Genomic DNA, 22,075 nt, shown 5'->3' with positions numbered 1-22,075 from the left:
CGCTATTCGGCGGCCGGGACGGCCGGGGACCGGGATGCTTTCGCATCCTTCGCCCCGGCCGCGCCGGTCGATTTGGGTTGGGATTTGAGGGGGAAGATCAGGCACACCCGGGCGCCCGAAAGGATTTCTGCATCGGCCATCTTCAACTCGCCGCCGTGCTCCTCGCAGATGCGTTTGACGATGGCGAGGCCCAGGCCGGTGCCCTTCTCGCGCGTCGTCACATAGGGCTCGGTCAACCGGTCGCGGTCCTTCGCGGGCAGTCCCATGCCGTCGTCCTCGATGACGAAGGTCGCCGTCTCGTCCTCGACCGTCAGCCGCGCCGAAATCCCCGGACGTTCGCCATCGCCCTCGCGCGGCGCGATCGCCCGGCGCGCCGCCACGGCCTCGCCCGCGTTCTTGAGGATATTGGTCAGGGCCTGGCCGATCATGGGCCGGTCGGCGTGCAGCACGGCCTTCGGCAACGGCTCGATCAGCTCGACCCCGATGTCGGACGCCGCCACGCGCTGGGCGAACACCGCCTCGCGAAGCAATTCGGCCGGATCGACGGCGGTGAAGCGCGGGGCCGGCATGCGGGCGAAGGACGAGAACTCATCGACCATCCGGCCGATGTCGCCGACCTGGCGGATGATGGTTTCGGTGCAGCGGTCGAACACCTCGACGTCGTCCATGACCTGGCCGCGGTAGCGCCGCCGCAGCCGCTCGGCCGACAGCTGGATCGGGGTCAGGGGGTTCTTGATCTCATGGGCGATGCGCCGCGCCACGTCGCGCCAGGCGGCGTTGCGCTGGGCCGTCACCAGCCGGGTGATGTCGTCGAAGGTCAGCACCATCTCGCCGCCGACGCCGCCCTCGATGCGCACGCGCAGCCGCCGGGTCTCGCCCTCCAGGCTGACGTCGATCTCTTCCTCGATATGGGCCTCAGCCCGGCCCGCCAGCTCGCTGAGCTCCGGCGACACGTCGCCGAGCGGCCGACCGATGATGTCGGCTTCGCGAATGGCCAGCAGTTCCACGGCGCTGTCGTTGATGGCCGAGACGCGGCGCTGGCGGTCCAGACCGATCACGCCCGCCGACACGCCGGACAGCACGGTCTCGATGAACCGGCTGCGGCCCGTGGCCTCCTCACTGGCGGCTCGCAATGCCGCCTGTTGGGCCGCGAGGTCGCCGGTCATGCGGTTGAAGGCGGCCGCCAGGGTCTTGATCTCGCCCGGCCCGTCGGCCGCGTCGACGCGCGCGGTCAGGTCTCCGCCGGCCACGCGGTCGGCGGCCTCGACCAGCCGGCCGATCGGCGCCGATATGGCGCTCGCCGCCCCCATGCCCAGCCATATGGCGCCGACCAGCACCAGCAGGGCCGTCTCGAAATAGCTCAGGGCGAAGGCGGCCTGGATGCGCTGCCGACTCTCCTTGGCCTCGCGATAGGCGACGATTGACTCCTCGCCGTTGCGCATCTGGGCGATCAGGCCGTCCTGCAGGGGCCGGACCAGATACAGATAGGCGTCGCCATAGGCCGGCAAGGCGATCAGCGACCGCACGGTGTCGGGGTTCTCCGTGACCTGCTGGGGCGGTTCCCCGCCTTGGGCCGCCGCCTCCAGCACCGCGATGGGCGGCGCGACATAGCGGGGGGCCCCGGGCGCCTCGCCGCTGGCCAGAACCTCGCCTTCCGGCCCGAGGATATAGATGGCGGGATAGCCGAACAGATCGGCGATCTGGGTCAGGGCGTCGGAAAACTGTATGCGGTTTTCGAACAGCGGCCGGGCCCCGACCAGTTGGTCTGCGATCACCCGCAGGTCCCCGTCCATCTCCTCCGAGACGTCGTCCAGATAGGCCTCGCCGATCAGGGCTCCGTTCTGGACCGCCGACTGGACGTTGTCGCTGAACCACTGGTCCACCCCGCGGTTGACCAGCACGCCGAACACCAGGGCGATCAGCACCGCCGGCACCAGCGCCACCAGCGAGAACAGGGTCACGAACCTCAGATGCAGGCGCGCGCCCGCGTCCGTCCGTCGCCGGAACAGGGACAAGGCTCGCCGTCCCACAACGATCGCCAGGCTTCCGATCAGCAGCAGGTTGGCGCTCAGGATGACCAGCACCGCCTGGCTGGCGCTTGCCCGCGCGCCCTCGCCGCTGCTGCCCGGCGCGACGGCGACCAGCCAGATGGCGGCGACGGTGATCAGGAAGGCGAGCGTGTAGAAGACGAGGAAGGTGTTGCGCCGCCGCTCCTCCGACCAGCCGGCGAACCAGCGAACCACACCGCGTCGGTCCGCGGCGGGTTCAGGCTCTGCGTCAGCGGTCGGAATATCCGTCATGCAACGCCAGCTTCGACCAACTGTGGCTGAATATCAACAACAGGGTTGCCGGAATGCGTCACTGGCCGCCACAGCGCGCCAAGCTCCCGCTCGACATCCTCCGGCGTTTCCAGGCGGCACAACCGGGACTTGGCCGCCCTGCGCTCAAGGGGATCGGCGGGCCAGGGCGCCTGTTCGATGTACCAGCCCAGATGTTTGCGGAACATCTTCAGGCCCAGCGGCAGGCCGTAGAAGGCGACCGAGGCGCGCAGGTGTTCGATGACGATGTCCAGCCGCTCTTCGCGCCCGGGCTCCAGCAGCACGGTCCCGTCGGCCAGGGCCCGTTCCATATGCGCCGCCAGCCACGGCCGGCCATAGACGCCGCGGCCCAGCATCAGCGCGTCGGCGCCCGACTGGCGCATGGCCTCGCGCGCGTCGTCGGCGGTCAGGATGTCGCCGTTGACGATGACGGGAATGCCCACCGCCGCCTTGACCTCGCCCACCGCCGTCCAGTCCGCCTGCCCGGTGTAGAACTGCGCCCGCGTCCGGCCATGCACGGTCACCGCCCGCACGCCGATCTCCTCGGCCCGTTTCGCCAGCAGGGGCGCGTTGCGGTGCGCGTCGTCCCAGCCCAGCCGCATCTTGACCGTCACCGGCCGCGTGGTCGCTTCGACCGCCGCCTGCATCAGCCGGCAGGCCAGCTCGGGCGTCCGCATCAGGGCCGAGCCGCAGGCCGAGCCGGTGACCTCCTTGGCCGGACAACCGAAATTCAGGTCGATGATGTCGGCCCCGGCCCTCTCGGCCATGCGCGCGCCCTCGGCCATCGCGGCTGGATCGCGCCCCACCAGCTGGATCACGGTGAGCGGCAGGCCCTCGCCCACGGCGGCGCGCCGCACCACGTCCGGCCGGGCCCGCGCCAGCTCGGCGGCCGCCACCATCTCGGTCGCGACATAGGCCGCGCCCAGCCGCGAGGCCAGCCGCCGGAACGGCAGGTCGGTGATCCCTGTCATGGGCGCGGTCAGCACCCGTCCGGGCACCCACACGTCGCCGATCTGTATGCCTGCAGCCATCGGTCCCTTTCCGCGCCGTCGCCGCCCCTCGTCAAGCGCAACCGCGGCGATTAGAAGGCCGGGATGACCACGCCCGCACCCGCCTTCGCCGCCATCGTGGTCGCCGCCGGCTCCGGCTCCCGCGCNATCTTCCAGCACCTTGCCCTCGGATGAGCTGTGCGTCGACGCCTCTCGTCAAGCGCAACCGCGGCGATTAGAAGGCCGGGATGACCACGCCCGCACCCGCCTTCGCCGCCATCGTGGTCGCCGCCGGCTCCGGCTCCCGCGCCGGAGGAGCCAAACAGTGGCGCGCCCTCGGCGGCAGGCCGGTCGCGCGCTGGTCGGTCGAGGCCCTGCTGAAGGCTGGCGCGCAGGATCTGGTCGTCGTGGTCTCCGCAGGCTCGGAAGCCGAGGCGCAGACCGCGCTCGCCGGTCTTTCGGGATGGCGGCTGGCCGCGGGCGGCGACACTCGCGCGGCCTCGGTCCGAAGCGGCCTGCAGGTTCTCGGCGGCCCCGGCGACCGTCCCGTCCTGATCCACGACGCCGCCCGGCCCTTCCTTGAGGCCGCCGTCATCCAGCGGCTGATCGCGGCGCTCGCCGACGCGGACGGCGCCCTGCCCGCCCTGCCCGTCGCCGACAGCCTGCGCCGCGCCACCAAAGGTCTTGTCTCCGGCGCCGTCGAGCGTGAGGGCCTGTGGCGGGCCCAGACCCCGCAGGCGTTCCGTTACCAGACCATCGTCGAGGCCTACGCCGCCTGGCCCGACGCTGAACCCGCCACCGACGAGGCCGCCGTTCTGGAGCGCGCCGGTGGCCGCGTCCGCGTCGTCGAGGGCGACGCGCGGCTGATGAAACTGACCTTCCCCGAGGATTTCGCCATGGCCGAAGCGCTCATCCCTCGCCAGATTCGCGTCGGCCAGGGCTTCGACGCCCACCGCTGGGGGCCCGGAACCTCGGTCTGGCTGTGCGGCGTCGAGATCGCCCACGACCAGACCCTGATCGGCCATTCCGACGCCGACGCCGGCCTGCACGCCCTGACCGACGCCATCCTCGGCGCCATGGGCGACGGCGACATCGGCGACCACTTCCCGCCCAGCGATCCGCAATGGAAGGGCGCGTCGTCCGACCTGTTCCTGATCCACGCCGTCGAGCGGCTGACCGCCCGCGGCGGGCGGCTGGTCAACGTCGACGTGACCCTGATCTGCGAGCGGCCCAAGGTGAAGCCGCACCGTCAGGCCATGCGCGAGCGGCTCGCCGACATCCTGTCGCTGCCGCTCGACGCCGTCAGCGTCAAGGCCACCACGACCGAGGCCATGGGCTTCACCGGCCGCGGCGAGGGTCTGGCCGCCCAGGCCCTGGCGACCATCGAACTGCCGGCCTAGAGCGGCCGTTCCGCCGGCGGGAACATGCTCCGCCACAACGAGCCGAACAGGTTGACGTAGTCGTCCGTCCAAGGCCGCACGGTCGTCGGCAGCGGCTGTTTCCAGCGCGCGTCGGCGCGGAAGTCCGCCAGCCCCTCGGGCGTCGGCGACAGGATCAGGGCCTCGGTCGAGGCCTCGGCCATCTCCGGCGTCGAGTCTCCCTCGTAGTAGATCTGGTGCAGGCTCGCCTTGCCCAGCGCCTGCGCCGCCGCGATGGCCGGCAGGGTGATGTCGAGGTTGCGGTTCGACAGGTGCAGCAGCACCACCCCGTCGGGCTTCAGCAGCTTCAGATAGCCTTCGATGGCCTCGGCCGTCAGCAGGTGGGTCGGCACGGCGTCCGACGAGAAGGCGTCGATGATCAGCAGGTCGTACGATCCCGCCGGCTGTTTCGCCAAGGTCAGCCGCGCGTCGCCCAGCACGGTGTCGATCGGTCCCGCGGCGCAGTCCGAGATATAGGTGAACCACTCGGGATCGCGCGACAGCCGGTCGACCATCGGATCGATCTCGAAGAAGGTCATCGAGTCCTCGGACCGCTTGTAGGTCGCCATGGCGCCCGAACCCTGGCCGACGACGCCGATCCGCGCCGGACCGCGCCGCTCGATCATCTCCGCCGCCTGGCCGATGGGCGTGGCGGGGGCGTAGTACAGGGTCGGCACGCAGTCGAAGCGGGGATCCCGCGCCTGGGCCCCGTGCAGGGTCGTGCCGTGCATCAGCACATGGACGTCTCCGCCCAGCCGGGGATCGGGCGAATTGGCCACCCGCATCACGCCGAAGAAGCTGCGTCCGGAATAACTCCAGTCATAGCCGCGCGCGATCCACTGCGACGACAGGGTGATCATCAGGAGGATGGCGGTGAAGGCCAGCGCCCGTTCCCGCACGAGGAAGGCGCAGATGGCCGCCGGCAGCAGGAGGATCATGGCCAGCTGGCCCATCTGGAAGGGCGACGTGGCGTAGAAGGCGGCCCGTGCTCCGTCATTGCTGTTCAGCCAGAGCGACAGCGCCACCGGCGAGACCGCGATCAGGGCGGCGGCCACGAGCAGACCGGTCTGTGTGGCGTTGAGCGGACCCCGGCCCCACGGGCGCGCCAGGCCGACCAGCACCAGCACCAGCGGATATTCCCAGACCATGTTGAAGATCACCGGAGCGATCAGGGCGGTGAAGGCGCCGCCGACCACGCCGCCCAGCGACATCAGCAGATAGAATTCCGTCAGCCGGTCGGGCGCCGGCCGCCGCGCCGCCAGCAGCTGGTGGCACATCAGGGCCGCGAAGAAGAAGGCGATCAGATGGATGGCGAAGGCCATGGACCAGTTGGACGAACGGAACGCCACCGTCAGCACGCAGACCGCTCCGATCGCCGCCTGGATCGGCAGGGTGGCCCCCAGCGGGATCCACGGCCGGTTCTGGAAGGCGATCACGAAGGTCAGCAGATACAGGGCCAGCGGCACGACCCAGAGGAAGGGCGCAGAGGCCACGTCGGTCGACAGGTGCGAAGTCACCCCCAGCATCAGGCTGGACGGCGCGGCGGCCAGGAGCACCAGGATGATCTTCTCGCGCAGCGTCATCGGCGGGCTGACGGCCAGCCGGGCGGGCTCCGCCGTCCGGTCCAGCCGGCGCCGCCAGACCACCAGGGCCAGGGCCACGACCATCAGCATGAAGGCGGCATAGCCGCCGCTCCAGCCCCACCGCTGCCCCGACAGGGTCGCCAGCGGCTCGATCAGCACCGGATAGGACAGCAGCGCCAGGAAGCTGCCGAGGTTGGAGGCGGCGTACAACACATAGGGGTTCCGGCCGTCCGCATAGCCGGCGCGCACGCGCGCGTACCAGGCCTGCAGCAGGGGCGCGGTCGCCGACAGCACGGCGAACGGCGCCCCGACCGACAACGCCAGGGTGGCCAGCAGCCAGCCGATGGGCGCCGACGGGTCGGGATCTCCCAGCCAGCCGTTGACGCGCAACGGCAGGAACAGTCCCGCCAGCACCAGCAGGCCCAGATGGATCGCCACCTGGGTCTTGATCGATCCCGCCTTCTGCAGGACGTGGGCATAGGCGTAGCCGGCCAGCAGCGCGGTCTGGAAGAAGACCATCGCCGTGTTCCACACCGCCGGCGATCCGCCCAGCATGGGCAGTACCAGCTTGGTCACCATCGGCTGGACCACGAACACCAGCGAGGCCGAGGTGAAGATGGCCAAAGCGAACAGCAGCGGCGTCAGCCTGTCCGCGGGCCTCCCGGGCGCGCCCGCGTCGATGCCCATCTCGACGTCCCGGTCCCCGGTGGTGTCGCTCATGCCCGCCCCGTATGCTGGCGCCGTTTCCCGGCGCTTTGAACCACCCTAGCCCGACTCGTCCCGCCTTCGGAAAGCCCCGCCGCATGTTCCCCGACGATATTCAGTCCCTGGCCCGACAGGTGGTCGAAGCGGCCGCCGCACGCGGCCTGATGATCGCCACGGCCGAAAGCTGCACCGGCGGCCTGGTCGCAGGCGCCCTGACCGCCATCGCGGGCTCCTCGGCGGCAGTCGAGCGCGGCTTCGTGACCTACAGCGACGCCGCCAAGAACGACATGCTGGGCGTCCCCGCCGATCTGATTGAAGCTCATGGCGCGGTCTCCGAACCCGTCGCCCGCGCCATGGCCGAGGGGGCCGTGAGCCGATCGGGCGCGTCCGTCGCCGTCTCGATCACCGGCATCGCCGGGCCGGGCGGCGGCTCGGCCGACAAGCCCGTCGGCCTGGTCCATTTCGCCGCGGCCGGTCCGACCGGCCTGATCCACGTCGAACACCGCTTCGGCGACCTCGGACGCGAGGCGATCCGGCTGGAAAGCGTGCGCTTGGCCCTGCGGCTGCTGCTTGACCGGCTCGGGGCATGATCGTCGACGCCCGCGGCCACCGCTGCCCGACCCCCAGCCTGAAACTTCAGAAGGCGATACGCGGCGCCCCCGCCGGCGCGCGCCTGACCCTGCTGGCCACCGACCCCATGGCCCGCATCGACGTGCCGCATCTGATGACCGGTCTGGGCGGCCGCGTCGTCTCGGTCGACGAGACGCAAGGCGTCCTGACTATCGTGGTCGAGACGCCCGCCGCTCCGACAGGCTGACGACCCTTTCGGGCAGCGGCTCCTCGGGTTCGATATCGGGCGCGCCGAGCGACCGCGCCGCGATCTCCATCTCGGTGGCGAAGGCCCCGCCGTAGAAGATGGCGTTGACGTTCCAGGACAGCCAGATGAGCAGGACGACGACCGCGCCGACCGAGCCATAGGTCGCGCCCAGCGGCGCGATCTGCTCGACATAGATGGCGCACAGCCACGACGAAATCGTCGACATCACCGTCGCCACCAATCCCCCGGCGATCGACGGCGCCCAGGCCACCGGCGTCCGGTGCGACATGGCGTAGCGGTAGAGCATGGTCAGGCCGATCGCGAGCCCCAGGGCGGGCCACAGCCCGTCCAGCGGGATGCCGCCGGGCGATGGCGCGCCCTCCGACGCCGGGCCGGCGTGCTCCAGCAGCCGCGAGGTCACGACCGCGCCCGACACCACGGTGAACAGCAGGAAGGCCGCCAGGGCGACGAAGAAGGCCAGCAGGTTGAACTTGAAGAAGCCGTGCGGCTCCTTCTCGTCGTGGATCAGGTTCAGCCCGGCCAGCAGGGCCTTGAAACCCCGGTGCGCGGCGTAGCCGCCGATGACCACGGCGAAGAAGCTCTGCGCCGACACGGTCCGCGCGGAGGCGTTGGCGAGCCGCTCGACCTCGGCCCGGAAGATCGCCCGGGCCGCCGTCGGCATGACGTCGGCCAGGGCCGCCGCCTGCTCGCTGACCTGGGCGATCGACAGCACCGCCTTGTAGAAGCCGATCAGGATGGCGATGGCCGGGAACACCGCCAGCAGGGCGAAGAACGACACCCCGCCGGTGTACAGCATCACGTCGCGGCCCCAGCTGCGCGTGAACGCCTTGACCGCCAGCCGGCCCCACAGCATGGGCGTGGCCCAGCGCGCGGCGGCTTCAATGTCCGATCTGGCCTGCAAGCCGGTCCCCACAACCGTTGAAGCGCGCACTTCTACCGCAATTCGCGCCGGGGGAAAGCGGGAGCCGGGGATAGGGGCCGCGGACCCGTTGCTTACAGCCGCCGACGGTCGCTATGGTCCGCCGCCATGAAACCGCGCCCGGGGCTGGGCGCGGCTGGAGACGCCGCCCTTGGGTTCCGATCCGCGCATTCTGGTCGTCGCACCCGACGACGACCTGGTCGGCCCCCTGTGTCAGGGGCTGGACGCCCTCGGCTGGCGCACGGTCACCGCCCGCTCGCTGGCCGGCGCCGTCCAGACGCTGATCGACTGGCCGCTGGAAGCGGTGCTTCTGGACGCCCGCCTGCCGAACGCGGCCGATGGCGTCGAGGCCCTTCGCCAGACCGTGTCGCCCCGCCGGCTGCCCGTCCTGGCCATCGGCCCCGAGACCCCGTCCTGGGAGTCGGGCCTGGCCGATATCGCCATGTCGAACCCGCCGCACGCCGCCCAGGCGGCCCTGCGGCTCGAAAACCTCATTCGCTCGGCCATCGCCGAGGAGGAAGTCAGCCTGCGCGAGGCCACCTTCGCCGCCCGCGGTCAGCCCCTGCCCCCGACCGATGTCGACGCGACCCCTCTGCGAGTGCTCGCGGCGGGCAAGCCGGACCGGCATTTCCTCGCCCTGTCCAACGCCCTGACCGAACGCGGCTGCGAGGTCGTGGCCGCGCCGACCCCCTACACCGCCTTCGACTATCTGCACGAAAAGCCGTTCGACGCCGCCGTCCTCTGGGGCGCCGAGGATCACGCGCCCGCCCTGTCGATCGCCTCGGGCATGAAGCGCAACACGCGCCTCTACCACATCCCCGCCGTGCTCTATCTGCGCGGCGCCGGCGAGATCAACCTGGCCGAGCTCTACAACCGCGGCTTCGCCGACGTCGCCGCCGCCGACACGCCGGAGGATGAAACCGCCGAGCGGATCGCCACCCTGGCCCGCGCCCACCGCCGCCACGTCGCCATCCGCAAGGCGCTGGAAAGCGCGCGGGGTTCGGGCCTGACCGACCCCGCCACCGGCCTGTTCACGCCTCAACTGTTCGCCAGCCATCTGGCCCGGGTGGCCGAGGGCGCCCGTCTGCGCCGCCGCCCCCTGTCCGTCGCCGTCTTGCGCGTCTCCGAGACCGAGGCCGTCGTCGAGGCCCGCAAGGGCGGCTGGCTGGACCGCGCCCTGCCCCAGATCGGCGCCATGGTCTCGCGCCTGATCCGCACCGAGGACACGGCGGCCCGGCTGTCCCCGGACGTCTTCGCCCTCGCCCTGCCGGCGACCCACGGCCCGTCGGCGCGCATCGCCGCGGACCGGATCGCGGCGGTGATCGGCTGCACCGCCTTCGACGCCGGTCCCGATCGCTCGCCCTTCGTGGTGGAGTTCGAGGTGGGGGTGGCCGAGATCGAGCCCGACGAATCTCCCGCCGCGGTGCTGGAACGCGCCTCGAAGGACGTCCGGTCCCAGGCCTGACGTTCATTTGACAATCTGATTTGTCTAATGCAGGTTCGCGCCATGACGGCGCGTCCTTCAGCCCTGCTCGACGACCTGGACACCGCCTTGCTGGCGCTGGCGCCCATCCGTCGGCGTATTCTCGCGGCCCTGACCGAGCCCGCCTCCGCCGCCGGCCTGTCGGAAAAGCTGGGCCTGCCGCGCCAGAACATCGGCCACCATCTGCGCGCCCTCGAGACCGCGGGCCTGATCCAGCTGGCCGAGGAGCGGCGCAAGCGCGGCTTCACCGAACGCCTGTTCGTCGCCGCCCGGAGCTATGTGTTCGACCCGGCCATGATGCAGGCCCCGGCCGATCCCGACGCGATCGACGCCCAGGATCGCCACGCCGCCGATCACCTGATCTCGACCGCCTCGACCATCGTCCGCGACGTCGCCCGCATGCGCCAGGACGCGGCCGCCGAGGGCTCGCGCCTGCTGACCCTGACGGTCGAGGCCGACGTGACCTTCGCCGCGCCCGCCGATTTCGACGCCTTCACCGAAGAGGTCAGCGCCGCCGTCGCGGCGCTGGCCCGCAAATATGCGGCCCCGTCCGGCCGCCGCTACCGCCTCACGGCCGCCGCCCACCCGGCGACGCCCAGACCCGCTCCAGCCAGGAACTGACCATGACCGAAGCCGCGAAGCCCATGGAAGACCACGTCCTCGTCGAGGTCACCGTGCCCGCCCCCGCCGACGCGGTCTGGGCCGCCCTGCGCGATCCGCAGCAGATCAGGAACTGGTTCGGCTGGGAGACCGAGGGCCTGAAGGATGAGATCGACTTCATCTTCGTCACCCACGCCGAGGCGGACGAAGCGCGCCGGACCGTCACCTTCGTCGGCGTCAACGACCGCTACGAGGTCGAGGCGACCGGCCCGACGACCAGCCTCGTCCGGGTGGTCCGCTCGGCCCCCGCCGGTGAATGGACCGACGTGTTCGACGGCATGATCGAGGGCTGGATTTCCTTCACCTGGCAGCTGGCCTTCGCCTTCGCCCGCCACGCCGGCCAGACGCGGCGCACCATCTTCTTCTCGGGCCCGCCTCGCGCCGACCGGCTGGGCCGGTCGCTGCTGGGTCTCGACGCCGCCCCGGCGCCGGGCGAGCCCTATGCGATGCCGCTCGGCCCCGATGATGCGTCCGGCCAGGTCTGGTTCACGGCGCGCCACCAGATCGGCGTCACGGTCGACGCCTGGGGCGACGGCCTGCTGGTCGTGCTGGACAGCCCACCCAGGGAAGACAAGCGCCCGCGCGGCTCCACCATGCTGACCCTGACCACCTACGGCCTGTCCGACGCGGCCTTCGCCGATCTGGAAGGCCGCTGGAAGACCTGGTGGGACGCGCGCTTCGAGAACGCCGACCCGCACACCGGTTAAGCGGCTCCGGCCACCCGCGCCAGATCGGCGGTGATGCGCTCGGCCACCTTCAGCCGGTCGGCCGCCGTGTCCCACTCGCCCTTGACCACGATCTTCTGGTCGGGCCGCAGCTTCCAGAAGGCGTGGTTCTTCTGGATCAGCCCCACCAGCCCCATCGGATTGGGGAAGGCGTTGTTGCGCAGCGTCAGCACCGCGCCCTTGGGCCCGATGTCGATGCGCTCGATGCAGGCCGTCTTGCAGTTGGCCTTGATGCCCACGATGCGCAGCAGCTGTTTCGCCTCGTCCGGCAGCGGCCCGAACCGGTCGATCAGTTCAGCCGCCAGGGCCTCGCGCGTTTCCGAGTTCTCGGCGTCAGACAGACGACGATACAGGCTCAGACGGACGTTGAGGTCCGGGACGTATTCCTCTGGAATCAATACCGCCGCGCCGACATTGATGGCCGGCGACCAGCCCCGATCGACGACGCCGCCGCCCTCGCCCGCCTGACGCAGTTCAGCGACCGCGTCCTCCAGCATCTGCTGGTACAGCTCGACCCCGACCTCGCGGATATGGCCCGACTGTTCGTCGCCCAGCAGATTGCCGCCGCCGCGCTGGTCCAGATCGTGGCTGGCCAGCTGGAAGCCGGCGCCGAGGTTGTCCAGCGACTGCAGCACCTGCAGACGGCGCTCGGACGACAGGCTCATCGGCTTGTTCGGCGGCGTGGTCAGATAGGCGAAGGCCCGCGCCTTGGCCCGTCCGATGCGGCCGCGGATCTGGTGCAGCTGGGCCAGGCCGAACATGTCGGCCTTGTGCACGATCAGGGTGTTGGCCGTCGGCACGTCCAGCCCGCTCTCGACGATGGTTGTCGACAGCAGCAGGTCGTAGCTGCCGTCGTAGAAGGCGCTCATCACGTCTTCCAGCTGGGTCGGCGACATCTGGCCGTGGCCGACGACGAATTTGATCTCGGGGACCTGCTCGCGCAGGAATTTCTCGATGTCCGGCAGGTCCGACAGGCGCGGCACGACGTAATAGGCCTGACCGCCGCGGTATTTCTCGCGCAGCAGGGCCTCGCGCACCAGCACCGGGTCCCAAGGCGTCACATAGGTCCGCACCGCCAGACGATCGACCGGCGGGGTGGCGATGATCGACATCTCGCGGATGCCCGAGAGCGCCATCTGCAGCGTCCGCGGAATGGGCGTCGCCGTCAGGGTCAGCAGATGGACGTCGGCCCGCAGGGACTTCAGCTTCTCCTTGTGCTTGACCCCGAAGTGCTGCTCCTCGTCGACGATCACCAGGCCCAGGTCCTTGAACCCGACCTGTTCGCTCAGCACCGCATGTGTGCCGACGACGATCTCGAACGAGCCGTCCTTCAGGCCCGCCCGAGTCTCGGCCGCATCCTTCGCCGTCACCATCCGCGACAGATGGCGCACCGTGACCGGCCAGCCGGCGAACCGCTCGCTGAAGGTCTTGAAATGCTGCCGCGCCAGCAGGGTCGTCGGGCAGACGATGGCCACCTGCTGGCCCGTCATGGCCACCACGAAGGCGGCCCGCAGCGCCACCTCGGTCTTGCCGAAGCCGACGTCGCCGCAGATCAGGCGATCCATCGGCGTGCCCTTGCCAAGGTCCTCCAGCACGTCGCCGATGGCGTTGAGCTGGTCGTCCGTCTCCTCGTACGGGAAGCGGGCGCAGAATTCGTCGAACAGGCCGTGCGGCGGCGTGATCGGGTCCGAAGAGCGCAGCGACCGCTTGGCCGCCAGGGCGATCAGCCCCTCGGCCATGTCGCGCAGGCGGGCCTTGGCCTTGGCCTTGCGCGCCTGCCAGCCCGCCCCGCCCAGCCGGTCCAGCTGCGCGCCATCGGAATCGCTGCCGTACCGGGTCAACAGGTCGATGTTCTCGACCGGCAGATACAGCTTGCTGTCCCCGGCGTAGAGCAACTCCAGACAGTCGTGCGGCGCCTGCTGGATCTCCAGCGTCTTCAGCCCCTCATAGCGGCCGATGCCGTGATCGAGGTGGACCACCAGGTCGCCGGTGGTCAGGGCCGAGGCCTCGGCGAGGAAGTTCGACGCCCGCCGCTTCTTCCTCGGCCGCGCGAGCCGGTCGCCGAGAATGTCGGTCTCGGAGATGACGGCGACATCCCCCGTCTCGAACCCGTGTTCGACCGGCAGGACGCCACGCAGATAGATGTCCTTCGGCGCCTTCTGGACGTCGGTCCAGTCGCGCACGGCGACGACATGCTCCAGCCCGTGATCGGCCAGCATGCCCGCCAGCCGCTCGGACGAGCCCTCTGTCCACGACGCGAACAGCACCCGCTTGCCCGCCGCCTTCACCGCCTCGGCGTGGCGCGCCACGGCCTCGAACAGATTGACGCTGTCCTGCGCCCGCTCGGCCGCGAAGCTGCGGCCCAGCCGGCCGCCGGCGTCCTCGCCCGCCCCGTGGAACGGCGACATCCGCCACACCCGGCGCCCGGCCAAGGCGGTGTTCCACTCGGCCTCGTCGAGATACAGCCGCTCGGGCGGCAGGGCGCGATAGGCCGAGCCCCCGCTGCCCGCCTTCCGGCTCATCGCCGCGTCGCGGCGCGCCTCGTAGGCGTCGCGGGTCAGGGTCCAGCGTTCGGCCCGCGCCGCCTCGACCTGATTGTCCAGAAACACCTTCGCGTCGTCGGGCAGATAGTCGAACAGCGTCTCCAGCCGGTCGTAGAGCAGCGGCAGCCAGTGCTCCATGCCCTGCCGCCGCGCGCCTTCGCTGATGGCCCCGTACAGCGGGTCGTCTCCCGCCGCGCCGAACAGGCTCAGATAGCCGGTGCGGAACCGCGAAATGCTTTCGGCGTCCAGCAGGGCTTCGGACACCGGCGCCAGAGACACCTCGCGCCGCTGCCCCGTCGACCGCTGGGTCGCCGGATCGAAGGTGCGGATCGATTCCAGCTCCGAGCCGAACATGTCCAGCCGCACCGGCTCTTCGAAGCCCGGTGGATAGACGTCGATCACCCCGCCGCGCACCGCGAACTCGCCGCGCTCCGACACCGTCGAGGCGCGCATGTAGCCGTTGGCCGCGAAATACCGCTCCAGCGCCGCCGTATCGAGATCCAGCCCGACCGTGGTCTCGAATCCGGCCCCGCACGTCACCTCGCGCGGCGGTGTCCGCTGGATCGCCGCCCCGACCGTGGTCACGACCAGCGTCGGACGGCTGTCGCCCGGTTGCCGCTGCGCCAGTTTCGTCAGCGCCGCCATCCGCTCGGCCGAAACCGAAGACGACGGGCTCAGCCGGTCGTAGGGCAGGCAGTCCCAGGCCGGAAATTCGATGACCTCGATATCCTGGGCGAAGAAGCCGAACGCCTGAACGAACTCGCCCATGCGGGCGTAGTCGCGGGCCACGAACACGCCGAGGCCGCCCTCGGCCCTCAGCCGCTCCGCGACCGTCAGCGCATCCAGGCCCTCCGGCGCGCCGCCCAGTTCCTGATCGCCCCGTTTGGGGACCGCCGCGTCCATCAGCCGGCGCCCTCGGCCACGGCGGCGGCGACGTGGTCGCGCATGAAGTCGCGGATCTTGCCCATCACCGGGGTCTCATGCTCGTCAGGGGTCGGCACGGTCCCGGTGATCCAGCCGTAAAGCGCATAGTCATCAGCATCCAGAAGCGCCTCGAACGCCCCCAGTTCCGCTTCGCTCAGCGACGGACCNCGCGCGAACATCGAAGCCGGACCCGGCGCCCTCGGCCACGGCGGCGGCGACGTGGTCGCGCATGAAGTCGCGGATCTTGCCCATCACCGGGGTCTCATGCTCGTCAGGGGTCGGCACGGTCCCGGTGATCCAGCCGTAAAGCGCATAGTCATCCGCATCCAGAAGCGCCTCGAACGCTCCCAGTTCCGCTGCGGACAGCGACGGGCCGACGCTGTCGACGAAGGGGCCCAGCACCAGATCGGCTTCGCGAAAGCCTCGACGCCACGCGCGAAAGCGCGCGCGGGCCAGACGGGTCTGCTCACGGTCATCGGTCATGAAGCGGGGGATATAGCGGGCGCGGAGCCCCGCCGCCACCGTACTTACGCGGGCCAGACAGCCTTTCCCCGGTCGGTCAGCGCCGTCCGCTCCGCCAGCCCCAGAACCCCGCCGTTGATCAGCCGGGTCACCCGCGCCACATCGTCCGCGTCCGCCGCCGCGTTCAAGCCCCGCGTGCGCCAGTAGTCGACCGCGCATTGGACAGATCCGGCCGGGGTCATGACCTGATCCGGATCCGCCTCATACCCTGCGCCGGTGCGGGCGTAGTTGGCGCGGCCGGTCAGCTGGATCAGACCCCGCCCCCGATATCGCCACCCGTCCCCCGGCCGGGTGTTGCCCAGATTGGCCGCGCCCCAGGTCCCGCCATAGACGGCGTTGGCGATGGCTTGCTGATCCGCCGGCCGTCCCGGCGCCCGCCCCAGCGCTTCGCATTGGGCCCGCGAGATGCGCGCGGCGGAAAACGTCTGCTTGAGGCCGTCGACCGAGTAGTTCAGGTTCTCGGCGATCGGGCGGAAACCACTCTCATGACTGACCTGGGCAAGGAAATGGATCAGCCGCAGGCGGGTGGTCAGTTCGCCAGCAGGCGCGTACTGCGCGATCAGGGCGCCCGTGCCGGCCGGCGCCCGGCCGTCGGACATATAGCCCGCGAAGGCCTGAAACGTTCGGGGCCCCAGCTGGCCGTCGGCCGCGCCGGGATCGTATCCCTTGGCGCGTAGAGTGTTCTGCAGATCCTGGACCGACATGCGCCTGCCCTCCGTCCTCGCCGAAATCGACTCCCGCATAAAGACACGGATGGCGCAGCGATACAATCTAGGGATGTATTGGTAATCATGCGCCCCGAGGTCCTGTTTCCATTGTTCGCCGAGGTCTCCACCCTGAAGGGCGTAGGTCCGAAGGTGCTCCCGCTCGTCCAGAAGCTGGCCGGGCCGCTGGTGCGCGACGTCGCGTTCCTGTCGCCGTCCGGACTGATCGTGCGTCGCCCGATGACCGCCGCGAACGCCGTCGAGGGCCAGGTCGGCGTCTTCGAGATCGTCATCGACCGCCTGATCGTCCCGCCCAAGCCCGGCGCGCCCATCAAGGTGCGGGCGACCGACGCCACCGGCTTCGTCCACCTGATCTGGTTCGGCGGCTCGGCCCAGCACATCGACCGCCTGCTGCCGCGGGGCCAGACCCGGCTGGTCACCGGCAAGGTCGAGCGCTTCAACAGCGAGGTGCAGATCGTCCACCCGGACATCTTCACCCCCGAACAGGCGGGCGACATTCCCGCCATCGAGCCCGTCTATCCGGCGACCCAGGGCCTGTCCTCCCGCATCATCCGCAAACTGGTCCAGGCCGCGCTCCAGCACGCTCCCGACCTGCCCGAATGGCAGGACCCGGCCTGGCTGGCCAGAACCCGCTGGCCCGGCTGGCGCGCCGCCCTCGAACGCCTGCACGCCCCGGAGGCCGAGCCCGATCTGGAGCCCGACGCACCCGCCCGCCAGCGACTGGCCTATGACGAACTGCTCGCCCACCAGCTGGCGCTGGCCCGTCGCCGCCGCGCCCGCCAGATCACGCCCGCGCCGGTGATCCATCCGGGCGACGCCTCGGCTCGCCTGCTCGAGTCCCTCCCCTTCCAGCTGACCGGGGCCCAGCATCAGGCCATCGCCGAGATTCGCCGCGACCTCGCCTCGGGCGAACAGATGGGCCGGCTGCTGCAGGGCGATGTCGGCTCGGGCAAGACCGCGGTCGCCGCCCTGGCCCTGGCCGACGCCGCCGCCTCGGGCTTCCAGTCCGCCCTGATGGCGCCGACCGAAATCCTCGCCCGCCAGCACTATCAGCGCATCGCGCCGATGATGGAGGCCGCCGGCGTCAGCGCCGTCCTCCTGACCGGCAGGGATGCGCCGGCCGAGCGCCGCGCCCGTCTCGCCGCCCTCGCCTCGGGCGAGGCCCAGGTCGCCATCGGCACCCACGCCCTGTTCCAGGACGCCGTCCGCTTCGACCGGCTGGCCCTCGCCGTGATCGACGAACAGCACCGCTTCGGCGTCAACGAGCGCCAGCGGCTCCAGGCCAAGGGCGACCCGCGCACAGGCGGCGTCCATCTGCTGACCATGTCGGCGACGCCCATCCCCCGCACCCTCGAACTGACACAGTACGGCGAACTCGAGGTCTCGCGCCTGATGGAGAAGCCGCCGGGCCGCACACCCGTCACCACCGCCGTCCTGCCTCTCGCCCGCATCGGCGAGGTGGCGAAGCGGCTCAAGGCCGCCATCGACAGCGGCGCCCAGGCCTACTGGATCTGCCCGCTGGTGGCCGAGAGCGAAGCCTCCGACCTCGCCGCCGCCGAGGCCCGCGCCGCCGACCTGCGCCGCATCCTCAAGGTCGAGGTCGGCCTCGCACACGGCCAGATGCCGGGGCCCGAGCGCGAGGCCGTCATGGCCGACTTCGCCGACGGCCGCATCCCGCTGCTGGTCGCCACCACCGTGGTCGAGGTCGGCGTCGACGTGCCCAACGCCACCATCATGGTCATCGAGCACGCCGACCGGTTCGGCCTGGCCCAACTTCATCAGCTGCGCGGCCGCGTCGGCCGGGGGGCCAAGGCCAGCGCCTGCATCCTGCTCTACGGCGGCGGAGACGACGGTCTCGGCGAGACGGCGAAGACCCGGCTGGAGACCCTGCGCCGCACCGAGGACGGCTTCGAGATCGCCGAGGAGGATTTCCGCCTGCGCGGCGGCGGCGATCCGCTGGGTCTGAAGCAGAGCGGCTTCCCGGCCTACCGCTTCGCCGACCCGATCCGGCACCGCGCCCTGATGCTGGCCGCCGCCGACGACGCCCGTCTGGTGCTGGGCCGCGATCCCGACCTGACCTCGCCGCGCGGCGAGGCGGTCAGGGTGCTCGAGGCCCTGTTCGACTGGCGCAACGACCGGCCGGGCATCGACTAGGCCGCCTGGCGAGCCTGCCAGGCCGTCAGACGCGCTTGAACATCTGCTTCAATGTCACCATAGAACAGATTGTATGGGCGAGACTTTCTTCGATCAGCCCAACTTCCGGTCTCGCGGAAGGACTCCGTCCTGGGCTCTGTGTGGCGCAGCAGGCCGCCGCGGCACTGGGTGGCGATCTCACGCGCCATCAAGGCCGGCCGCGCGCCCCACTCCAGCCCGGTGGCGTTGGTCGCTCCCTTGTGCCGCCGCGCCTCGACCGGCGCCGTGTCGGTCGAGCCGGTCACGGGATTGACGCACAGCGCCGGGCGCTGACCCAGGTCGACCAGCCGGCCCCGCGCGTCCCAGACCAGGGCCCGGCGCAGCCGCCGCCGAGCCGCGCCGTCATTGCCCTCGCCCACCGGCGACCAGCCGACGACGCAGCCGACCTGATCGCGCCTGGCGCAGGCAGGGACCCGGGGCGACAAGCCGTCGGCGGCCGCCACCACATCGATCAGATAGGCCGCGACGAGCCGTTGGCTCAGCGCCGGATCGGGGGCCACGCGCTCACGCACCAGCCGTTCGACGATGTCGCCGCCCTGTTCCACCCCGGCCAGCACGATCGGCCCGCCGGGATGGTTGGCGATCCAGACGTCGAACGCCGCCGCCGCATCGCCCCAGGCGAAGGCCCGCGCCTCGCGCGCATCCTCGCGCAGCGTCAGGCGAGTGTAGAGGCTGCCCTGCCGATAGCGCGGCGCGCTGATCGCCCCGGCGCGCGCGAACGGCCCGGCGTAGTTGGGCAGCACCACCCGGCTGAGATAGGCGTCCGCCGCCCGGTCTCCGATCGGACCGTTCCACTCGGCCCCGCCGTCATAGGTGGTCGAATGGACGAAGAAGACAGCCGCCGGCCCCGCGCCCGCTGTCCGCGTCTCCCGCAACGCCCAGGCCGCCGGCGCCCCGTAATCGGGCGCGGGCGGCGGCGTGTAGGTCTGGAACGGCACCTGGGGGTCCAGCCCGGCCCTGAGGATGTCGCCGCGCCACACCGCGACGGCGGCGGCCAGCACCAGGATGATCGTCAGGCCGATCCAGCCGACCCACTGGCGAAAGGTCAGCCTCGGCCGCGTCATCGATACGGGTCCGCCGTGGCGAGGAAGTCCTGCACATAGCGGCGCACGCCCTCTTCCAGCGGCGTCGATTGACCGCTGAACCCGGCTTCGCGCACCCGCTCCATCCGCGCCTCGGTGAAATACTGGTATTTGTCGCGGATGCTCTCGGGCGTATCGACGTATTCGATCCGGGGCGTCTTGCCCGCCGCCGCGAAGGTGGCGTTGGCCAGATCGAGGAAGGACCGCGCCTGCCCCGAGCCGGCGTTGAACACGCCCGACACCTCGGGCGTCTCCAGCAGCCATTCGACCATGTCGACCACGTCGTCGACGAACACGAAGTCGCGCATCTGGCCGCCGTCGGCGTAGTTCGGATTGTGCGAGCGGAACAGGGTCACCGGCTGATCGGCCTGAACCCTGGGCCAGATCTGGGCCACGACCGACTTCATCCCGCCCTTGTGGTACTCGTTCGGTCCATAGACGTTGAAGAATTTCAGCCCCGCCCACTGGGCCGGCGCCGTCCGGTATTGCGCCTGCCTCGCCGCATATTGATCAAACAGATATTTCGAATAACCATAGGCATTTAGCGGTCTAAGCGCAGACAGGGACCGAAGATCGTCATGGTCCTCGAACCCCAGTCCGCCATCGCCGTAGGTCGCCGCCGACGAAGCGTAGATCAGCCGCGCGTCGCGCAACGAACACCAGGCCCACAGGTCCCGCGACAGGCTGAAATTGGTGTGCAGGATCAGGTCCGCGTCCGGCTCGGTCGTCGACGAAATTGCGCCCATGTGAACCACGGCCTCGATCCGCTCGGCGTTCCGCTCCAGCTGATCGAACATCTCCTCGGGCGACCAGAAGTCGGCGATCGGATGTTTGGCGAGATTCCTCCACTTGCCCAGATCGGCCGTCTCCAGCCGGTCGACCACGACGATATCGCGCCGCCCCTCGGCGCACAGGCGCGCAACGATGTTCGAGCCGATGAAGCCGGCCCCGCCCGTCACCACGATCATGCGCCGGATCATCGTTCGCCCTTCATCTTCTCGACCGTCTTCGTGGTCGAATAGCCGTCCTCAAATGTGGCCAGCCTGACCTCGCCGCCCCAGCTCTCGACCAGATCGCCGCCGACCACCCCCTCGCGGGTGTAGTCAGCGCCCTTGATCAGGACATCGGGCCTCAGCCGTTCGATCAGGGCCAGAGGCGTCGGGTCGTCGAAGGCCGTCACCCGGTCGACGGACTGAAGCCCGCCGATGACCACCGCCCGGCTGTCCAGATCGTTGATCGGCCGCCCCTCGCCCTTCAGGCGGCGCACCGAGGCGTCGGTGTTCAGCGCCACCACCAGCCGGTCGCACCACCCGCGCGCCTGGGCCAGATAGGCGACGTGGCCGCGATGCAGGATGTCGAAACAGCCGTTGGTGAAGCCGACCTTCAGCCCCTGCCGCTTCCAGCCCTCGACCACATGCGCCAGCTCCTCCAGCGGCATGACCTTTGCGTGGGCCCCGGCGGCATGCTGGCTCATCTCGGCGTCGATCAGCTCGGCCGGGGTGACCACCGCCGTCCCCGCCTTGCCGACCACGACGCCCGAGGCGAGGATGGCGAACTCAACCGCCGTCTCCAGCGAAGCGCCCGCGCCCAGCGCCAGCCCCAGCGCCGCCAGACCCGTGTCGCCCGCGCCCGAAACGTCGAACACCTCGCGCGCCCGTCCGGGGAAATGTTTCGCCGCCTCCCCGCGCCGCATCAGGCTCATGCCCTTGCCGGCCCGGGTGACCACCACAGCCTTGACCGTGGTGGCGTGCAGCAGCGCCTTCAACGCCGCCTCGACCTCGGCGTCGCTCTCCACCGGCAGGCCCGTGGCGGCGGCAAGTTCGCTGGCGTTGGGCTTGATCAGATCCACCGCGCCATAGCGGGCGAAGTCGCGACCCTTGGGGTCGACCACCACCGGCGCGCCGCTCGTCTGCGACGCGGACAGGGCCTGGGCGATCACCAGATCGCTGATCACGCCCTTGGAGTAATCTGAGAGCAGATAGACGGAAGCACCCGTAAGGGCGTCGCTTTCATCACCCATCAAGGCCGCCGCTTCCTCATCGAGCCGCAACAGCTGCTGGCCGGCGGCGACGAAGCGCGTCTTGACGATGGTGGCCACGCCGGCGCGCCGCTCGACCGCGTCCTCGATGCCGGGTTCCGCCGCGATCAGCGCCGCCAGCTCATCGCCGGCCGCATCCTGCCCCGCCACCGCGCCCAGTCGCGCCACGCCCCCGAGGGCGGCGACATTGCGCGCCACATTGCCGACCCCGCCCGGCATGGCGAGGGTCCGACCCATGCGCAGAACGGGAATGGGCGCCTCGGGCGAAATCCGGCTGACCTCGCCATAGACATAGCGGTCCAGCATCAGGTCGCCGACGCAGGCGATCTTCAGCCCACGCACTCGCTCCAGCAGCGCCTGCAGTTCACCGAGATCGAGCGTGCGTTCAGCCATCCCCTTGGCCTATCGGA

General features: G+C 70.5%; 18 protein-coding genes. 7 read left to right on the top strand and 11 right to left on the bottom strand.

Annotation, left to right across the window (positions count from 1 at the left end):
* Positions 1 to 2: 2 nt before the first annotated feature.
* Together ASD25_RS27830 and dusB are read right to left on the bottom strand one after the other, a co-directional pair.
* Positions 3 to 2,300 carry a PAS domain-containing sensor histidine kinase gene (locus ASD25_RS27830; protein ID WP_055830152.1) on the bottom strand — a complete coding sequence of 766 codons (2,298 nt, stop codon included), beginning with the start codon at positions 2,298 to 2,300 and terminating at the stop codon, positions 3 to 5.
* Positions 2,297 to 3,349: a tRNA dihydrouridine synthase DusB gene (dusB, locus tag ASD25_RS27825; RefSeq protein ID WP_055830151.1), complete on the bottom strand. Its 1,053-nt coding sequence runs from the start codon at positions 3,347 to 3,349 to the stop codon at positions 2,297 to 2,299. The genes ASD25_RS27830 and dusB overlap by 4 nt, the downstream gene beginning before the upstream one ends.
* A 206-nt stretch (positions 3,350 to 3,555) precedes the next feature.
* Between dusB and ASD25_RS27820 the strand changes: the two genes are divergently transcribed.
* Positions 3,556 to 4,707, top strand: a complete 1,152-nt coding sequence (locus ASD25_RS27820) for a bifunctional 2-C-methyl-D-erythritol 4-phosphate cytidylyltransferase/2-C-methyl-D-erythritol 2,4-cyclodiphosphate synthase (RefSeq protein WP_055830149.1) — start codon at positions 3,556 to 3,558, stop codon at positions 4,705 to 4,707.
* Here the strand turns inward: ASD25_RS27820 and ASD25_RS27815 are convergent.
* A complete protein-coding gene (locus ASD25_RS27815) occupies positions 4,704 to 7,028 on the bottom strand; it encodes a fused MFS/spermidine synthase (protein WP_235561743.1) in 2,325 nt (774 codons plus the stop codon). The two genes, ASD25_RS27820 and ASD25_RS27815, sit on opposite strands and share 4 nt — an antisense overlap.
* A gap of 83 nt (positions 7,029 to 7,111) precedes the next feature.
* On the opposite strand from ASD25_RS27815, the gene ASD25_RS27810 reads away from it, so the two are divergent.
* The gene (locus tag ASD25_RS27810; RefSeq protein WP_055830146.1) at positions 7,112 to 7,603 is read left to right on the top strand and encodes a CinA family protein; all 492 of its coding nucleotides are present in this window, start codon (positions 7,112 to 7,114) and stop codon (positions 7,601 to 7,603) included.
* The gene (locus tag ASD25_RS27805; protein ID WP_055830144.1) at positions 7,600 to 7,830 is read left to right on the top strand and encodes a sulfurtransferase TusA family protein; all 231 of its coding nucleotides are present in this window, start codon (positions 7,600 to 7,602) and stop codon (positions 7,828 to 7,830) included. The genes ASD25_RS27810 and ASD25_RS27805 overlap by 4 nt, the downstream gene beginning before the upstream one ends.
* On the opposite strand, the gene ASD25_RS27800 is transcribed toward ASD25_RS27805, so the two are convergent.
* Positions 7,793 to 8,704 (bottom strand): YihY/virulence factor BrkB family protein, encoded by a 912-nt coding sequence (locus ASD25_RS27800; RefSeq protein WP_055830143.1) that lies wholly within the window; start codon positions 8,702 to 8,704, stop codon positions 7,793 to 7,795. The two genes, ASD25_RS27805 and ASD25_RS27800, sit on opposite strands and share 38 nt — an antisense overlap.
* Before the next feature lie 217 nt (positions 8,705 to 8,921).
* Between ASD25_RS27800 and ASD25_RS27795 the strand changes: the two genes are divergently transcribed.
* Genes ASD25_RS27795 through ASD25_RS27785 form a run of 3 tightly spaced genes read left to right on the top strand, consistent with a single transcriptional unit; the run spans position 8,922 to position 11,620 of the window.
* Positions 8,922 to 10,235, top strand: a complete 1,314-nt coding sequence (locus ASD25_RS27795; RefSeq protein ID WP_055830140.1) for a diguanylate cyclase domain-containing protein — start codon at positions 8,922 to 8,924, stop codon at positions 10,233 to 10,235.
* Between the two features lie 42 nt (positions 10,236 to 10,277).
* Positions 10,278 to 10,874 carry a winged helix-turn-helix domain-containing protein gene (locus ASD25_RS27790; RefSeq protein ID WP_162246624.1) on the top strand — a complete coding sequence of 199 codons (597 nt, stop codon included), beginning with the start codon at positions 10,278 to 10,280 and terminating at the stop codon, positions 10,872 to 10,874.
* Positions 10,875 to 10,876: 2 nt separating this feature from the next.
* Entirely contained in the window at positions 10,877 to 11,620 is a 744-nt protein-coding gene (locus ASD25_RS27785; protein WP_055830136.1) for a hypothetical protein, read from the top strand.
* On the opposite strand, the gene mfd is transcribed toward ASD25_RS27785, so the two are convergent.
* The 4 genes from mfd to ASD25_RS27770 all read right to left on the bottom strand — a co-directional run bounded on the left by mfd (position 11,617) and on the right by ASD25_RS27770 (position 16,331).
* Entirely contained in the window at positions 11,617 to 15,084 is a 3,468-nt protein-coding gene (gene mfd / locus ASD25_RS27780) for a transcription-repair coupling factor (protein WP_056621527.1), read from the bottom strand. The two genes, ASD25_RS27785 and mfd, sit on opposite strands and share 4 nt — an antisense overlap.
* Entirely contained in the window at positions 15,084 to 15,263 is a 180-nt protein-coding gene (locus ASD25_RS29975; RefSeq protein ID WP_255356207.1) for a succinate dehydrogenase assembly factor 2, read from the bottom strand. The genes mfd and ASD25_RS29975 overlap by 1 nt, the downstream gene beginning before the upstream one ends.
* Positions 15,264 to 15,273: 10 nt before the next feature.
* On the bottom strand, positions 15,274 to 15,588 hold a 315-nt coding region (locus tag ASD25_RS27775), incomplete at its 3' end, for a succinate dehydrogenase assembly factor 2 (RefSeq protein ID WP_156389500.1).
* A 44-nt stretch (positions 15,589 to 15,632) separates the two neighbouring features.
* Complete coding sequence (locus tag ASD25_RS27770; protein ID WP_055830131.1) at positions 15,633 to 16,331, bottom strand: hypothetical protein; 699 nt, start codon at positions 16,329 to 16,331, stop codon at positions 15,633 to 15,635.
* Between the two features lie 87 nt (positions 16,332 to 16,418).
* Between ASD25_RS27770 and recG the strand changes: the two genes are divergently transcribed.
* Positions 16,419 to 18,506, top strand: coding sequence for an ATP-dependent DNA helicase RecG (recG, locus tag ASD25_RS27765; protein WP_055830129.1), 2,088 nt, complete (start codon positions 16,419 to 16,421; stop codon positions 18,504 to 18,506).
* Here the strand turns inward: recG and ASD25_RS27760 are convergent.
* The 3 genes from ASD25_RS27760 to rfaE2 are packed head-to-tail and all read right to left on the bottom strand — an operon-like array spanning position 18,503 to position 22,058.
* Complete coding sequence (locus tag ASD25_RS27760; RefSeq protein WP_055830127.1) at positions 18,503 to 19,609, bottom strand: DUF3089 domain-containing protein; 1,107 nt, start codon at positions 19,607 to 19,609, stop codon at positions 18,503 to 18,505. The two genes, recG and ASD25_RS27760, sit on opposite strands and share 4 nt — an antisense overlap.
* Positions 19,606 to 20,607, bottom strand: coding sequence for an ADP-glyceromanno-heptose 6-epimerase (gene rfaD, locus ASD25_RS27755; protein WP_055830125.1), 1,002 nt, complete (start codon positions 20,605 to 20,607; stop codon positions 19,606 to 19,608). Before rfaD ends, ASD25_RS27760 begins: the two co-directional genes overlap by 4 nt.
* On the bottom strand, positions 20,604 to 22,058 hold the full coding sequence (gene rfaE2 / locus ASD25_RS27750) for a D-glycero-beta-D-manno-heptose 1-phosphate adenylyltransferase (protein WP_055830124.1): 1,455 nt from the start codon (positions 22,056 to 22,058) through the stop codon (positions 20,604 to 20,606). The genes rfaD and rfaE2 overlap by 4 nt, the downstream gene beginning before the upstream one ends.
* Between the last annotated feature and the right edge of the window lie 17 nt (positions 22,059 to 22,075).

Source organism: Brevundimonas sp. Root1423 (genome assembly GCF_001426805.1).
Note: the sequence above shows the minus strand (reverse complement) of the source record. Positions and strands in the feature narration are given on the sequence as shown.

Coding starts and splice junctions, on each gene's coding strand:
- ASD25_RS27830 (WP_055830152.1), bottom strand. CDS start 2,300: ATGACGGATATTCCGACCGCTGACGCAGAGCCTGAACCCGCCGCGGAC.
- dusB (WP_055830151.1), bottom strand. CDS start 3,349: ATGGCTGCAGGCATACAGATCGGCGACGTGTGGGTGCCCGGACGGGTG.
- ASD25_RS27820 (WP_055830149.1), top strand. CDS start 3,556: ATGACCACGCCCGCACCCGCCTTCGCCGCCATCGTGGTCGCCGCCGGC.
- ASD25_RS27815 (WP_235561743.1), bottom strand. CDS start 7,028: ATGAGCGACACCACCGGGGACCGGGACGTCGAGATGGGCATCGACGCG.
- ASD25_RS27810 (WP_055830146.1), top strand. CDS start 7,112: ATGTTCCCCGACGATATTCAGTCCCTGGCCCGACAGGTGGTCGAAGCG.
- ASD25_RS27805 (WP_055830144.1), top strand. CDS start 7,600: ATGATCGTCGACGCCCGCGGCCACCGCTGCCCGACCCCCAGCCTGAAA.
- ASD25_RS27800 (WP_055830143.1), bottom strand. CDS start 8,704: ATGCTGTGGGGCCGGCTGGCGGTCAAGGCGTTCACGCGCAGCTGGGGC.
- ASD25_RS27790 (WP_162246624.1), top strand. CDS start 10,278: ATGACGGCGCGTCCTTCAGCCCTGCTCGACGACCTGGACACCGCCTTG.
- ASD25_RS27785 (WP_055830136.1), top strand. CDS start 10,877: ATGACCGAAGCCGCGAAGCCCATGGAAGACCACGTCCTCGTCGAGGTC.
- mfd (WP_056621527.1), bottom strand. CDS start 15,084: ATGGACGCGGCGGTCCCCAAACGGGGCGATCAGGAACTGGGCGGCGCG.
- ASD25_RS27770 (WP_055830131.1), bottom strand. CDS start 16,331: ATGTCGGTCCAGGATCTGCAGAACACTCTACGCGCCAAGGGATACGAT.
- recG (WP_055830129.1), top strand. CDS start 16,419: ATGCGCCCCGAGGTCCTGTTTCCATTGTTCGCCGAGGTCTCCACCCTG.
- ASD25_RS27760 (WP_055830127.1), bottom strand. CDS start 19,609: ATGACGCGGCCGAGGCTGACCTTTCGCCAGTGGGTCGGCTGGATCGGC.
- rfaD (WP_055830125.1), bottom strand. CDS start 20,607: ATGATCCGGCGCATGATCGTGGTGACGGGCGGGGCCGGCTTCATCGGC.
- rfaE2 (WP_055830124.1), bottom strand. CDS start 22,058: ATGGCTGAACGCACGCTCGATCTCGGTGAACTGCAGGCGCTGCTGGAG.